The 13,966-nt window shown below is 63.2% G+C and carries 12 protein-coding genes; 7 read left to right on the top strand and 5 right to left on the bottom strand.

The annotated features are described in order from the left end of the window. Window positions 1-139 precede the first annotated feature (139 nt). From BMF89_RS15160 to BMF89_RS15175, 4 genes are read right to left on the bottom strand one after another with little or no spacing between them, the layout of a single operon-like run. The gene (locus BMF89_RS15160; RefSeq protein ID WP_078107940.1) at window positions 140-1,549 is read right to left on the bottom strand and encodes an aldehyde dehydrogenase family protein; all 1,410 of its coding nucleotides are present in this window, start codon (window positions 1,547-1,549) and stop codon (window positions 140-142) included. A gap of 52 nt (window positions 1,550-1,601) precedes the next feature. Next, window positions 1,602-2,129: a hypothetical protein gene (locus BMF89_RS15165; RefSeq protein WP_139359700.1), complete on the bottom strand. Its 528-nt coding sequence runs from the start codon at window positions 2,127-2,129 to the stop codon at window positions 1,602-1,604. Between the two features lie 27 nt (window positions 2,130-2,156). Then, complete coding sequence (locus BMF89_RS15170) at window positions 2,157-3,671, bottom strand: APC family permease (protein ID WP_078107942.1); 1,515 nt, start codon at window positions 3,669-3,671, stop codon at window positions 2,157-2,159. Beyond that, a complete protein-coding gene (locus BMF89_RS15175) occupies window positions 3,668-5,584 on the bottom strand; it encodes a primary-amine oxidase (protein WP_253190846.1) in 1,917 nt (638 codons plus the stop codon). Before BMF89_RS15175 ends, BMF89_RS15170 begins: the two co-directional genes overlap by 4 nt. A gap of 135 nt (window positions 5,585-5,719) precedes the next feature. Between BMF89_RS15175 and BMF89_RS15180 the strand changes: the two genes are divergently transcribed. Beyond that, complete coding sequence (locus BMF89_RS15180; RefSeq protein ID WP_078107944.1) at window positions 5,720-6,355, top strand: TetR family transcriptional regulator C-terminal domain-containing protein; 636 nt, start codon at window positions 5,720-5,722, stop codon at window positions 6,353-6,355. Here BMF89_RS15180 and BMF89_RS15185 read toward each other — a convergent pair. Continuing rightward, complete coding sequence (locus BMF89_RS15185; RefSeq protein ID WP_078107945.1) at window positions 6,352-7,368, bottom strand: LacI family DNA-binding transcriptional regulator; 1,017 nt, start codon at window positions 7,366-7,368, stop codon at window positions 6,352-6,354. The two genes, BMF89_RS15180 and BMF89_RS15185, sit on opposite strands and share 4 nt — an antisense overlap. A gap of 160 nt (window positions 7,369-7,528) precedes the next feature. On the opposite strand from BMF89_RS15185, the gene BMF89_RS15190 reads away from it, so the two are divergent. The 6 genes from BMF89_RS15190 (at window position 7,529) to rhaI (ending at window position 13,964) form a co-directional block, all read left to right on the top strand. Further along, window positions 7,529-9,094 (top strand): sugar ABC transporter ATP-binding protein, encoded by a 1,566-nt coding sequence (locus BMF89_RS15190; RefSeq protein ID WP_078107946.1) that lies wholly within the window; start codon window positions 7,529-7,531, stop codon window positions 9,092-9,094. Further along, window positions 9,091-10,113 (top strand): ABC transporter permease, encoded by a 1,023-nt coding sequence (locus tag BMF89_RS15195; RefSeq protein ID WP_078107947.1) that lies wholly within the window; start codon window positions 9,091-9,093, stop codon window positions 10,111-10,113. Before BMF89_RS15190 ends, BMF89_RS15195 begins: the two co-directional genes overlap by 4 nt. Continuing rightward, window positions 10,103-11,116, top strand: a complete 1,014-nt coding sequence (locus BMF89_RS15200; RefSeq protein WP_078107948.1) for an ABC transporter permease — start codon at window positions 10,103-10,105, stop codon at window positions 11,114-11,116. The genes BMF89_RS15195 and BMF89_RS15200 overlap by 11 nt, the downstream gene beginning before the upstream one ends. Before the next feature lie 48 nt (window positions 11,117-11,164). Further along, a complete protein-coding gene (gene rhaS, locus BMF89_RS15205; RefSeq protein WP_078107949.1) occupies window positions 11,165-12,259 on the top strand; it encodes a rhamnose ABC transporter substrate-binding protein in 1,095 nt (364 codons plus the stop codon). A 167-nt stretch (window positions 12,260-12,426) separates the two neighbouring features. Next, entirely contained in the window at window positions 12,427-12,801 is a 375-nt protein-coding gene (locus BMF89_RS15210) for an L-rhamnose mutarotase (RefSeq protein WP_078107950.1), read from the top strand. Beyond that, a complete protein-coding gene (gene rhaI, locus BMF89_RS15215) occupies window positions 12,798-13,964 on the top strand; it encodes an L-rhamnose isomerase (RefSeq protein WP_078107951.1) in 1,167 nt (388 codons plus the stop codon). Before BMF89_RS15210 ends, rhaI begins: the two co-directional genes overlap by 4 nt. The last annotated feature ends 2 nt before the right edge of the window (window positions 13,965-13,966 follow it).

A 13,966-nucleotide genomic window follows, 5' to 3' on the forward strand; every position in this document is an offset into this window, starting at 1 on the left:
CAATCACCACAGGCCCCACACCGCCACCGGGAACAAACCACCCGTCAGCCGGCTAACCAACCTCCCTGGGCAGTACAACTAGCTGACAGTTGTTGTCGTTCTGGGGCCTCAAAACGACAACAACTGCGAGTCAGTTGGGTCAGCCGTTGATGACCTGGGGCACGCCGAGTGCTTTGAGGCCTTCGACGCCGAATTCGAGGCCGTAGCCGGATTGCTTGGCGCCGCCGAAGGGGATGCGGGGGTCGACGGCGCCGTGTTTGTTGATCCAGACGGTGCCGGCGTGGAGGCGGGCGGCGACGTCGCGGGCGGCGTCCAGGTCCGTGGACCAGACGGAGGCGCCGAGTCCGACGTCGAGGGCGTTCGCCATCGCTATGGCCTGGTCAATGGTGGTGTAGCGGATGATCGGCAGTGCCGGGCCGAATTGCTCCTCGGCGACGAGCGGGTTGTTGTTGTCGATGTCGGCCACGAGGGTGGTGGGGTAGAAGTTGCCGGCCTGGCCGGTCTCGGGGTTGCCGCCGAGCAGGATCCGGGCGCCGGAGTCGCGGGCGGCGTCGACGAGGCGGGCGACGATGTTGTATTGCTGGCGGTTCTGCAGCGGGCCGAGGACGTTGTTTTCGTCGAGGCCAACGCCCATGGGCACGGCCTTCGCCACGGCAGTGAGTTCGGTGCAGACGGCGTCGTAGATGTCGTCGTGGACGTAGAGGCGCTTGAGCGCGGCGCAGGTCTGGCCGGTGTTGATGAAGGCGCCCCAGAAGAGGCCCTCGGCGATGGCGGCGGGGTCGGCGTCGGGCAGGACGATGCCGGCGTCGTTGCCGCCGAGTTCGAGGGTGAGCCGCTTCACCGTGTCTGCGCTGGAGCGGATGATGGCTTTGCCGGTGGTGGTGGAGCCGGTGAACATGACCTTGCCGATGGCGGGGTGGGTAGCCAGCGCTTCGCCGACGTCGCGGCCGCCGGAGACCACGGTGAGGAGGCCTTCGGGGAGTTCTTCGTTGATCACGGACGCGAGGGCCAGGACGGACAGGGGTGTGTATTCGGAGGGTTTGATGACGACGGCGTTGCCCATGCGCAGGGCGGGGGCGATCTGCCAGACGGTGATCATCATGGGCCAGTTCCAGGGTCCGATCGCGCCGACGACGCCGATGGGCCGGTAGTGCAGCTCGGCGCGGGTGTCGCCGTCGTCCACCACGGTTTCGGCCTCGAGCGGCGTGCCCGCGGCGGCGCGGAGCCAGGCCGCGCAGGCGCCGACTTCGAAGCGGGCGTTGGGGCCGTTCAGGGGCTTGCCTTGCTCGCGAGAGAGCAAGCGGGCGAGCTCCTCGGCGGAGCGTTCGACGGCGTCGGCGGCCTTCAGGAGCGCGGCGGACCGTGCGTCGTGGCCGGCCGCAGCCCATGCCGGCTGGGCTGCCCGGGCGGCGTCGATGGCCGCCTGGAGGTCCTCGACGGTGTGGACCGGCGCCTCGCCGACGGCGGTGCCCGTGGCGGGGTCGAGGATGGTCAGGGTTTCGCCGGTGGCCGGGGTGATTGAAGCGAGGAGGGCGTCGTAGCTTTCCAAGGGGTTACTCCACTCTGAGTTGGTAATGGTTTTCAAGGACAGGGCACTGAGGTCAGACGGCCATCAGGATCATGGCGCCCAAGGCACCAGCCGAAGAGATGGCCTCAAGCGGTGCGGACGCGTGACGACGGTGTCCGCGCCCTTTCCGGCAAAGCGATTGGACCGCCAGGACGATCGAGTAGGCGATGACCGCTGCCGCGAGGACAACTGCCAGGGCCGGGTTCGCTCCACCAAGTCCCGCGTGCGCATGGGTTTGGTGTACAGAACCGGATGGGGCTGTGGGAAGGGTTGTGACGAAAACGGCGAACATCGCCACTATGGACAAAGAACGGTGTATTTCCATGCCGCCGCGGCGATCCTTGGGCAGGAGCATCAGCGGTAACGGTGAAGTGAGAAGCAGCAGAAGGCCCCACACGACGCCCGGAAGGACGCCGGGCCCGACACTCGTGTCCGCCATCGCCACGAGCATGAGTGCCATCGGTCCCCACTGGCTGAAGTTCCTGACCACGCCTTCGCGCAGGGGGCTCCAGATTCCGAGGGCGCAGCAGGCCAGCATGACTATCGAAAGGATTGTGTGCATGGTGTTCACAGGTCATCGGTCCCGGCGCTACACGTCTTCTTCGTCGCCGAGGTGGACAGCAGCAGGCCCCTCTTCGCCGTGCCCGATCCGCCGATACACGCCGGGGTTGTTCCGGCGGATGCGGAACGCCCAGGCGATCCCCACCAGCCCGGGCACGATGATCGTGGCCGGCAGGATGAACGTCAGCGCATTGGTCTCGCTTTGGCCCAGCAGTACGTTGAAGTTGACCACGATCAGAACGAAGATCGCCGTCAGGAGCACGAATCCCAGGGCAGGGGCGACCACGCGGGTCCACAAACCGGCGTCATGCCTGTTCTTCCGGAAGAATCCAATGACCGCCAGGGAGACAACGGTCATCAAGAGGACAAGTCCCATCGCGCCGTCGTTGGTCAGCCACGTGAACATGGTGAGGACAGGGTAGAGATCACCGAGCGAGGATCCGGTCCCGGCGATGGCGAACGCCACCGTGACGACGACGGCTATCACCGTCTGGGCGATCGAGCCGGCGTAGGGGGCGCCGCTGTGCCGCCGTACTGCACTCAGCTTCCGGGGAAGGACTTCTTCCCGGCCAAGGGAGAAGAAGTAGCGCGCGGCGGCGTTGTGGAAGCTGACCAAGGCTGCGAACAGGCTGGTGACGAAGAGCAAGCGGGCCAGGTCGGCGAGGAGGACACCTGCGTGGTCACTCAGGAAACCAAACATCAGGTCCGGTCCTTGTTTCGCGGAGGCGTCGACCACAGCGGACGGACCGGTTCCGACCGCCATGGCCCAGGAAGACACCGCGTAGAACAGGGCAATGATGGCCACCGCCGTATACGTGGCCCGGGCGACGGTGTGCTTGGGGTCCTTGCTTTCCTCGCCATAGATCGCGGCCGATTCGAATCCCATGAACGCCGCGATGCCGAAGGAGAGGACGGCCCCGACGCCCGGGACAAAGAGGCTCTGCGGGCTCAGCGGCGCGCCGCTGACTCCCTCGGGTGCCACGATGAAGGAGGCGATGTCGTAGACAATCACCACGAGGAACTCCAGTCCGACGAGCACTCCGAGGACCTTCGCTGACAGGTCCACCCGGTTCATGCCGAGGAATGCGACGACGGCGATGCAGACGAGCACCGGAATCCACCACGGGACAGTGGCGCCGAATCGTTCGTTGATCAAGCTTGAGACAGTGAACCCGAAGAGCCCGTAGATGCCGACTTGCATCAGGTTGTAGGCCATCAGCGCCACCATGGAAACACCAACGCCGACCGGTCGCGAGATGCCCTGGGCAACGTAGGAATAGAAGGCACCGGCGTTGACGACGTAACGGCTCATTGCCGCGTAGCCGACCGCGAACACAGCGAGGGTTCCGCCGAGCAGCAGGAAGGACAGCGGTACTCCGGTGACTCCGGTGACGCCAAACGTCGTCGTCACCCCGCCGGCGAGGACCGTGAGCGGAGCCGAGGCGGCAATGATCATGAAGGTCACTGCCGGGACGCCGAGACGGCGTCGATGGTGATGCGGGTGGTCCACCTCAGTGGTCTCTTTCCCGGTTGTCAAGCTCATTTCTGGACCTCCATGTGGCAGTGGCCGCCTTCGGCGGGCTTTGAGGCGGGGACATCGAGGACGGGGCTCCGATCGAAGAAGCCTTCGGGGCGCAGTTTGAAGCCCACGGTGTCCACGGGCATGATGGGCCAGTCCTCGGGGCGGGGGAAGTGAGTCAGTCCGAAGGTATGCCAGACGACGATGTCCTGTCCGTCGATGTCCCTGTCGCCGGCAATGTAGGACGGCAGTCCGGCCCCTCCGGCGTGCTGGTTGACGAAGTCGCCGCTCGGGTAGCGCTCGTTCTCGTCGTAGCGGGTCACCCACAGATCCTTCGTTGCGAATGCTGCACGCCGGGCGATGGACGATTCGGGGTCGGCCAGGAGCATGGGATGCCCCTGTCCGTGGAGTTTGTATCCGACGGGGTCGCCCAGGCGGTTGACTGATTCGGGGTTGGAGATGATCCAGGCCCGTCCGGCCGCCATGTCGGACTCGCGGACGGCCTCAGATTCGCTCTTGAGCACCGTCCGACGGCGGGCGAAGGCGTTGCCGCGCTCGTTGCCCTCTCCCATGGGCACACGGACGGCGTCCTCTTCTTCGACCCGGTTGCTCAGGCCGTCGATGGCGAAATCCAGTCGCGCGCTGAAAAGGTGCTGGTGGAAGGGAGCCCCAAGGCCGGGGGCGAGCTCCGAGGCGTACGGGTAGCCCTTTCCGGGGTGGGCGCTGGTGAAGACGACGCCGGTGGCCTTGGCTTCGAACTCGATGGTTCCGTCGAGGTAGAGGTACCAGTAGAAGCCGTAGTCGTAGTTGCCGATGGTCGTGAAGAAACTGATGACGAGCCTGCGGTTCCGGCGAGTGTAGTTCACGCCGCTCCAGAGGTCGCTGTGCTTGGCGAGGATGCTCCAATCCTCTTCGTGCATGCAGATTCCGTTGGGGATTTCCCGTGGCCGGCCGAACGCGTCGCTGACGACCGGGCTGAGGTAGGTGATGTCGCCGAGGCAATCGCAGCCGAGCTCGAGCGAGTTGGCGTACTGGCCCACCAGGTATTCGCCGGTATCGAAGTAGTTCTGCCAGGAGCGCACGGGGGAGGGGTCGCCGTAAGGCACCACCATTTCGGCGATGGAAGCCCGCTTGAGGATGCTGCGACGGCGATCGCCGTCGTCGAACGCCACATTGTGGAGAACGACGCCTTCCCGGACATCGAAGCCGATGTCCAGGCTCCATTTCTCCCACTCGACGTGGTTTCCATCGCGGACCGTGAAGCTCGGGCCTTCCGGCTGGGTGATGTGGATCGGCTTCTGGGTGGTTCGCATCGGCCCGGTCAATTCAGGGTCCATAAAGTTGCCGTGTTCTTCCGGCACCGGGACCGGCCCGAAATCCAGGACCTGGTCCACCGTTTTGCTGACGACGTCGACGTAGGCAACCAGCCCGTCCACGGGGTGGGCCCAGGCACTGTCCCCGGGGAACTCCTGGACGAAAGCCAAGCCCCGCAGAATCCGGCGGCCCTTCTCTTCCGGGTACTCGAAGACTCCGGCCGACAGGGGAGCGACCCTGACCTTGCTGACATCGAGGTTCCGGTCAGCCAAGGCCTTGAGCCATCGTTCGTCCTGGGCGAGGATCTCTTCGACCACCTCGAATTCTTCTTCGATCACCGGAAGCTCGCCCGTCACCGAGGTGTCGAGTTCCACTTTCGAGACCACTTCCTGATGCGTCACGGAGACCACGACGTCCTGTGCCGCACCGGTTGAAACGTTGTGCAGGAACGCCCTGAACCTGCGGTCCACAGCCTCCGCATTCCGCGGTGGCTCAAGGAGGCCAAGATAGGCGATCCGGATGGAGCCGTCGAAGAGTCCGGCGTCGGCCAGGACGCCCCTGACGGCCGTGATGTCTTCGGCACTCGTCAAGGCAAACGGAGAGGGTCCGGCAAACGCAGCCATTTCGGCGATTTCTGGAGAGGAAGTTGTGCTCATGGAAGGCCTTTGTGAGTGGCGGGTTTATTTTCTATGTTTGTAGAGAATAGCATCGTGTAATCTGAGTCACAACGGTTGTAGAAAAAAAGATTTGGGGAACTCGTGCCGAAGATCGTAGACCACGAAAAGCGCCGACTGGAGCTTGTCGAAGCGACGTGGCGGATCATCGCCAGCAGGGGGATCGAAGGTGCCACGATGCGGGAAATTGCCACGGAAGCAGGCTTTGCCAACGGGGCGCTCAAGCCGTACTTTCCAACGAAGGATGACCTGCTGACGTTTGCCTTCTCGCACATTTTCAACCAGACGAACACTCGTATGGGCAGCTCCACTGCAGGACTGCGGGGCTTGCCTGCATTGCGCAGCTATTGCCATGAAATTTTGCCGCTCGACGCCGAGAGGCTCAACGAGGCGCGAATCGCGATCGCCTTCTGGCAACGCGCCCTCACAGACCCGGCGAAGGCCGCTTTGCACGATTCCTCAATGGAGCAATGGCGTGAAGCCCTGTTCGACAAGCTCCGTGAAGCCAGGGAACTCGGCGAACTGAAGGAGGGAGTGAACGACGACGACATCGTTGGCGGGATCATGACCTTCGCGCTCGGTGCCCAGATCACGGCCACGTTGACGCCGGAACATCACTCAGCGGATCAGTTGCGGTCCCAACTGGAGACCTATATATCCCTCATTTCGTCCGCGAAGGGCGATCTTGTGCCGACGGCGGGATCGAAAGGTTCCGCTTAGCGGCGCAGGGTGCTCTGCCTCGCCACGAGTTCCGGCGTGAACACAAGTTGGCTGTGTACATGGCCGGGTTCGGCGTCGATTTCGTCGAAGAGGAGCTGTGCGGCGCGTTCGCCGATCAGCTGCCTCGGCTGGCTGATGGAACTGAGCGGGATGCTCGACTGCGAAGCGAAATCGATGTCGTCGAAGCCCACGATCGCGATGTCCTCGGGCACGCGGAGCCCGTTGGCCGCGAAGGACTGCAAGAGCCCGAGCGCCAATTGGTCGTTCGCCGCAAACACGGCGTCCGGCCGCTTGGCGGGCTGGAGATTCCACATGAGATCGCCAATTTGGCGCCCGCGCTCAAATTTCAGATCGGGCGTTTCGAATAATTGAAGGGGGAGGCCCGCCCGTTGCGCCGCGTCGGCTGCACCCCGGTAGCGGTCCTCAACCTGCTGCAGCGTGAAGGGGCCGCCCACGAATGCAGGGCGGACTGCGCCGATGCTGGCAAGATGGTCCAGGGCGGTCGCCCCGCCGGCGACGTCGTCCACCGAAACCGAGCAGAACTGATCTGTGCTTGCGAGCCTGTCCACGAGTACGGAGGGGATGCCCCGGGTGCGCATTTTCTCAAGCCGTTCAAGGACGTTCCCGAACGGAGTGATCAGGACGCCTTGGACACGCTGCTGCTCGAACAGGTCCAGATAGGCCTGCTCACGCCCGGCGTTTTCGGCGCTGTTGGCCAGGATCAGGGAGTGCTTGTGGTCCTCGGCGACGTTTTCAGCCCCCAGGGCCACATCGGTGAAGAAGGGGTTGCGGACGTCCAGCACCAACATGCCCAGGCTCCGCGTGGATCCGGACCGTAGCGAGCGGGCTGATTCGTTTCGCACGAATCCCAACTGGTCGATCGCGGCCAGGACCCGGCTTCTCTTGTCGAACGACACTTGGTCCGGCCGGTTGAGGACATTCGAAACAGTGCCGACCGAAACTCCCGCAAGAGCGGCGACGTCCGTCAGCTTTGCACCCGGTCCGGTTGACACGCTGAACCTCCCAATTGATGAATCGAATCAATCCGTTTCGTCAATGTTACGTCGTTCACATTGACCATGCGGGGGTTTGCCAGTTGACACGCCACGGAAGCGGCCCTAACGTGTGAGTAGGTTCACAAATGAATCGATTCATTACAAAGGAGTAACGAACATGGCCGAAGCACAGGACGCCACGGTTCGGAGCAACCCGCGAGCCGGGGTGGCCGATGTTCCTGTCTTGGAACTGCGGGATATCCACAAGTCATTTGGCGCAGTGCACGCGCTGCGGGGCGCCAGCCTCGGCCTGTACCAAGGACAAGTCACCGCGCTGGTCGGCGAAAACGGTGCCGGCAAATCCACCCTGGTCAAGACACTGGCGGGCCTGCACCAGCAGGATCGCGGCCAAGTCCTGCTAGATGGCGAAGAGGTCTCATTCCGCGATCCGCTCCACGCCCGTGCGGCCGGAATTGCAGTCATCTACCAGGAACCGACCATGTTCCCGGATCTCACTGTCGCCGAGAACATCTTCATGGGCAGGCAGCCTCTACGGTCCCTCCGCAGGATCGACCGCAAGGCCATGCGCCAGCAGGCGCTGGACCTTTTCGAGCAGCTGGGAGTCAAGATCGATCCGGACCGGGCTGCCCAAGGCCTCTCGATCGCAGACCAGCAAGTGGTGGAAATCGCCAAGGCCATTTCGCTCGACGCCCGGGTGCTGATTATGGACGAGCCTACGGCGGCCCTCAGCGGCGTCGAGGTTGACCGGCTTTTTGCCGTCACCCGCACGCTGCAGGCCCAAGGGTCGGCCGTCCTGTTCATCTCCCACCGCTTCGAGGAAGTCTTTGCCCTGGCGGACTGGATTACCGTAATGCGCGACGGCGCGCACGTCGCCACTGCCCCGGCCTCCGAACTCACGGTTGACGGTGTGATCAGGCAGATGGTCGGCCGCGACGTCGCCTCATTGTTCCCGAAACAGGAAACGCAGATCGGGCACACCGCGCTCGAAGTGAAAGGACTCAGCCGCAAGGGCGTGTTCTCGGATATTTCGTTCACAGTCAAGGCTGGCGAAATAGTCGGGCTCAGCGGCCTTGTCGGCGCCGGGCGCTCCGAAGTGGCACGGGCCCTCTTCGGCATCGACAAATACGACTCCGGTGAAGTGCTGGTCCGGAACGAACCCCTCAAGTCCTTGTCACCCCGGGCATCAATGGCCGCCGGACTCGCGTTCGTGCCGGAAGACCGGCGCAAACAGGGCCTCGTCATGGAACTGAATGTGAGCCGGAACCTCACGCTGACGCTTCGGCGGAAACTGAGCCGTTTCGGCCTCCTTACCAACCAGGCCGAGGCCCAGGCCACCAAGGAATGGACTAAGAAACTACAAATCAAGGCAGGCTCCCCGACGTCCCCGATCTCAACCCTCTCCGGCGGTAATCAGCAGAAAGTTGTCTTGGGCAAGTGGCTTGCCACCGGCCCGAGCGTCCTGATCATCGACGAACCCACCCGTGGCATCGACGTCGGCACAAAGTCGGAGGTACACCGGCTCATCTCCGAACTCGCGGGAACTGGGCTCGCCGTCCTGATGATCTCCTCGGAGCTACCAGAGATCCTGGGAATGTCGGACCGTGTCCTGGTGATGCACGAGGGTCGGATCACCGCAGAACTCAGCCGTAACGATGCCACCGAGGAATCCGTCATGACGGCCGCCACGGGTGTCGACCCGAAAACCAAGGAGACAACAGCGTGACCACCATATCCCTGCAACGTCAGCCCTCACTGGCCTGGATAAGCACGCTGAGCCGGTCCCGCGAGTTCAGCGTTTTCCTCGCGCTAACAATCCTCGTGGCCGTCACGGTAGCTGCAAACCCGCGGTTTTTGAGCGGGCAAAGCATCAAGGACTTGCTGCTCAACTCGTCGATCCTGGTCATCCTGGCCGTCGGACAAGCGATCGTCATCGTCACAAAGAACGTGGACCTATCCGTCGGATCGGTGCTCGGGCTGACTGCCTTCGCCACCGGAAAGATCTTCATCGCACTGCCCGAGCTGCCCGTGATCGCCATGCTCGCCATCGGCCTCACTATCGGCGCAGTGCTGGGAGCAGTCAACGGAGCGCTCATCGCGGTGGCCAAGGTGCCGGCCCTGGTTGTCACCTTGGGAACCCTGTATATCTTCCGCGGCGTTGATTTCGCCTGGGCCCAGGGCCAGCAGATCAGTCCGTCCGACCTCCCGGGACAATTCCTGGCACTCGGTGCCGACGCCGTCCTGGGTTTCCCCTACTTGGCCATGATCGCCCTCGCGGTTGTCATCGTCTTCGGCTTGTACCTGAACAACCTGCGCTCCGGACGCGAGTTCTACGCCATTGGCTCAGATGTCCACGCTGCCCGGTTGTACGGAATCCGCGTGGGGCGGAAGGTGTTCTTCGCCTTCGCCATTTCGGGTGCCCTCGCCGGCCTCGCCGGGGTGATCTATGCGGCCAAATACGGCAACCTGGATGCCACTGCGGGTCAAGGCCTTGAGCTGAATGTTGTCGCCGCGGCTGTGGTTGGCGGTGTGGCAATCGCCGGTGGCGTCGGCACGGTCTACGGAGCCGCTATCGGCGCCGTCCTCCTGACCACCATCACCTCTGCCCTCCCGGTCCTGGGAGTCTCGCCGTTCTGGCAGCGCGCCATGATCGGCGCCTTGATCCTGGCCTCGATCGCCTTGGACCGATACCTTGCCCTGCGCACCGAGCGCCGTTTGAGAGGACACGATTCACATGCTGGTTGATACAGCACCGCCGGCAGCAACAGCCCGCCGCGCTCCCCGCTTTGGCTTCCTGCGCAGCTGGGACGCCGCGATCATCGTGGCGCTCCTTGCCAGTATCGCCGTCGCCTCCATGACCGTGAGCGGGTTCGCCACCGCCCGCAACAGCGGATTCCTTCTCATCGACCTCATTCCGATCCTTCTTCTCGCCCTGCCGATGACGCTGATCATCCTGACCGGTGAGATCGACCTTTCCGTCGCCAGCATTGCGGGCTTCGTCAGCTGTGTGTTCGGGGCGCTCTGGAACGCCGGGATGCCCATGGAAACGATCGTCCCGCTGTGCATTGTCCTCGGAATTGTGTCCGGAGCGTTCAACGGGTTTCTCGTCTCGGTGGTCGGGCTGCCATCGCTGGCGGTGACTATTGGCACGCTTGCCCTGTTCCGCGGCCTGGCTTTCGTTGTCCTGGGGGACCAGGCGGTCACCAGCTTCCCGCGGGCCATCACCACCGGCTTGCAGGCGAAGATCGGCGCAACGGGCATCCCCGTGTGGATTGTCCCGGTCATCCTGCTTGCCATTATTTTCGGTGTCGTCCTGCACTTCACCGGTTTCGGCCGCTCCCTGTTCGCAATCGGCTACAGCGTTGACGCCTCTCGCTTTTCGGGAATCGGTGTCGCGCGGACCAAGTTCTGGCTCTACGTCCTCTCGGGCGCCGTCGCCGCCATGGTCGGCGTGTGGTGGACCCTGCGTTACGGAAGCGCCCGCGGTGATAACGCCACGGGCCTGGAGCTGTCGGTTATCGCAGCCGTACTGCTTGGCGGGGTGTCCATCTTTGGCGGCAAGGGCACTCTGCCCGGTGTCATCGCAGGCGTGGGGCTCTTGGCCATCCTTCGCAACGCGCTCCAGCTTGCCAGCGTCCCCGAGGACACCCTGTCGATGCTTACCGGCGGCCTCCTGATCCTCGCCGTCGTCGCTCCCAATGCCATCGCGTGGGCCGGCTCCCTGTCCCGAAAAGCTTCAACGACCTGACCACCTTCCAAACCACAGAAACAACGACGTTCAGTTGAAAGGCACACCATGAAATTCATCTCCACGACCGGAGCCCGTCGCCTCGCACCGGCCTACATCGCCGCTGCCACGGGAATCGCGCTCGCACTGAGCGCTTGCGGAGGAACCACCAATTCCTCCAGCACCGCGGGCGCTGGGGCTGCGAGCTCCAGCACCTCAGCGAACCCGAATGCTCCGCTCAAGGAAGGCCTGAAGGTCGCTTTCCTGCCCAAGCAGCTAAACAACTCGTATTTCACGGTTACTGACCGTGGCGGCAAGAACGCTGTAGCCGAGTTCAAGGGCACGTTCTCCGAAGTGGGTCCTTCGGACGCCAGTGCTTCCAGCCAGGTGAGCTACATCAATACACTCACGCAGCAGGGGTCCAATGTCATCGCAACCTCGGCGAACGACCCCAAGGCAATCTGTTCGGCGTTGGACGAAGCCCGCAGCGCGGGAGCCAAGGTGGTCACGTTTGACTCCGATACCGATCCCTCGTGCCGTGACCTCTATATCAACCAGGCCACTGCCCAGGGCATCGCGGATACCCAGATCAAGCTCATTTCCGACGCCATCGGAGCTGACGGCGGCGACATTGCAATCCTGTCCGCGACGGCGAATGCCACGAACCAGAACGCCTGGATCGACCTGATGAAGAAGGACCTCCAGAAGCCGGAGTACTCAAAGCTCAAGCTCGTCGCGACCGCCTACGGCGATGACAACGCCCAGAAGTCCCAGCAGGAAGTCCAGGGACTCCTCCAAGCACACCCGACTCTCAAGGGCATCATCTCGCCCACCACGGTGGGTATCGCGGCTGCCGCACAGTACCTCTCGGGGTCCGAGTACAAAGGCAAAGTGCAGCTGACCGGCCTCGGTTTCCCGAGCCAGCTCAAAGAATTCCTGAAGAACGGCACCATGAAGTCATTCGCGCTTTGGGACGTTGAAAAGCTCGGTTACCTTGCAGCGTACGCAGGAGCTGCCCTTGCTTCCGGCCAGATCACCGGCGCCGAAGGGCAGACGTTCAAGGCTGGGACCCTCGGCGACTTCAAGGTCGGCGCAAACTCCACCGTCCTGCTCGGCGATCCCACCGTGTTCACGGCCGACAACGTGGACCAGTACAACTTCTAGGTGACCCGGCAACTCCGGCGCCTTGCCACGATTGGCGCCGGAGTTGCCGCACTGAATTTGAGATTGCTATTGCCTGACTGAATCGATTCAAATAAGCTAGTAATGAATCGATTCAAAACGGGTGGGACCACGTGTTGAAATCAAGTGTTGAGCAAGGAGAATTCCACATGAGGGTGTGTTTCCGTTCCTCGGTCAAACCCAGCCAGATTCCCGAATACCGACGCCGTCACGCAGCTGTGTGGCCGGAAATGCTCCAGGAGCTCAAGGTGGCCGGCTGGAAGAACTATTCGTTGTTCCTCGCCGACGACGGGCTGCTGGTGGGACACGTGGAATGCGACGACTTCGACGCGGTCCGGGCCCGCATGGCCCTGAGCGAGGTGAATTCCCGCTGGCAGGCGGAAATGGCACTCCTGTTCGAAGACGACAGGCAGGCACCTGACGAGGGATTCCTCCAGCTCACCGAAATCTTCAATCTCGAGGACCAGTTGTCCAAGGTCAACTCCTCTGAGGGAAACCAACAAGCGCAGAAGGAACAACAATGAACACCACGGAAACGGCCCTGGGCCGCCTCGGGGAACTGGCCATCGAGGTTCCCTCGTGGGCCTATGGCAACTCGGGCACGCGATTCAAGGTGTTCGGCACGCCCGGCACCCCGCGGACCATCCAGGAGAAGCTGGCCGACGCCGCGAAAGTCCACGAACTGACGGGCCTTGCGCCCACGGTGGCACTGCACATCCCGTGGGACAAGGTGGACGACTACTCGGCACTCCGCGAGTACGCGCAGGACCTCGGCGTCGGGCTCGGGACCATCAACTCCAATACGTTCCAGGACGACGAATATAAATATGGTTCCCTGACGTCCTCTGACGCTGCCGTACGCCGCCGGGCCATCGACCATCACCTGGAGTGCATCGACATCATGCACGCCACCGGCTCCCGGGACCTGAAGGTCTGGCTGGCCGACGGCACCAACTATCCCGGCCAGGACGACATGCGCGGCCGCCAGGACCGCCTCGCGGAATCCCTGCAGGAAATCTACGCCGGGCTCGCCGAAACCCAGCGCCTGGTCCTGGAGTACAAGTTCTTCGAGCCGGCTTTCTACCACACCGATGTTCCGGACTGGGGTACCTCTTACGCCCAGACCCTGGCACTGGGGGAGAAGGCCTTCGTCTGCCTGGACACCGGCCACCATGCCCCGGGCACCAATATCGAATTCATCGTCATGCAGCTCCTGCGCCTAGGGAAGCTCGGTTCCTTTGACTTCAATTCGCGCTTCTACGCCGACGACGACCTGATCGTCGGTGCCGCGGATCCCTTCCAGCTGTTCCGCATCATGCACGAGGTCATCCGCGGCGGCGGCTTCGGGAAAGAGTCAGGGGTTGCCCTGATGCTTGACCAGTGCCACAACCTGGAGGAGAAGATCCCCGGCCAGATCCGGTCCGTGCTCAACGTCCAGGAGATGACGGCCCGCGCACTGCTCATCGACACCGATGCACTGGCCGAAGCCCAGCGTGAAGGGGATGTCTTGGCAGCAAACGGCATTTTCAACGATGCCTTCTACACGGACGTCCGGCCGATGCTGGCGCAATGGCGTGAATCGCGTGGCCTGCCCGCCGACCCGATGAGGGCGTTCAAGGCAAGCGGCTACCAGAAGAAGATCAACGAGGACCGCGTGGGCGGCCAGCAAGCCGGATGGGGCGCATAGAG

This window comes from Arthrobacter sp. SRS-W-1-2016, from assembly GCF_002009585.1.
Taxonomy (GTDB): Bacteria; Actinomycetota; Actinomycetes; order Actinomycetales; family Micrococcaceae; genus Arthrobacter; species Arthrobacter bambusae_A.

What these genes read in the sequence shown, in the direction of transcription:
- BMF89_RS15165 (WP_139359700.1), bottom strand. Translation starts at nt 2,129, where the DNA reads ATGCACACAATCCTTTCGATAGTCATGCTGGCCTGCTGCGCCCTCGGA.
- BMF89_RS15170 (WP_078107942.1), bottom strand. Translation starts at nt 3,671, where the DNA reads ATGAGCTTGACAACCGGGAAAGAGACCACTGAGGTGGACCACCCGCAT.
- BMF89_RS15175 (WP_253190846.1), bottom strand. Translation starts at nt 5,584, where the DNA reads ATGGCTGCGTTTGCCGGACCCTCTCCGTTTGCCTTGACGAGTGCCGAA.
- BMF89_RS15190 (WP_078107946.1), top strand. Translation starts at nt 7,529, where the DNA reads ATGGCCGAAGCACAGGACGCCACGGTTCGGAGCAACCCGCGAGCCGGG.
- BMF89_RS15200 (WP_078107948.1), top strand. Translation starts at nt 10,103, where the DNA reads ATGCTGGTTGATACAGCACCGCCGGCAGCAACAGCCCGCCGCGCTCCC.
- rhaS (WP_078107949.1), top strand. Translation starts at nt 11,165, where the DNA reads ATGAAATTCATCTCCACGACCGGAGCCCGTCGCCTCGCACCGGCCTAC.
- BMF89_RS15210 (WP_078107950.1), top strand. Translation starts at nt 12,427, where the DNA reads ATGAGGGTGTGTTTCCGTTCCTCGGTCAAACCCAGCCAGATTCCCGAA.
- rhaI (WP_078107951.1), top strand. Translation starts at nt 12,798, where the DNA reads ATGAACACCACGGAAACGGCCCTGGGCCGCCTCGGGGAACTGGCCATC.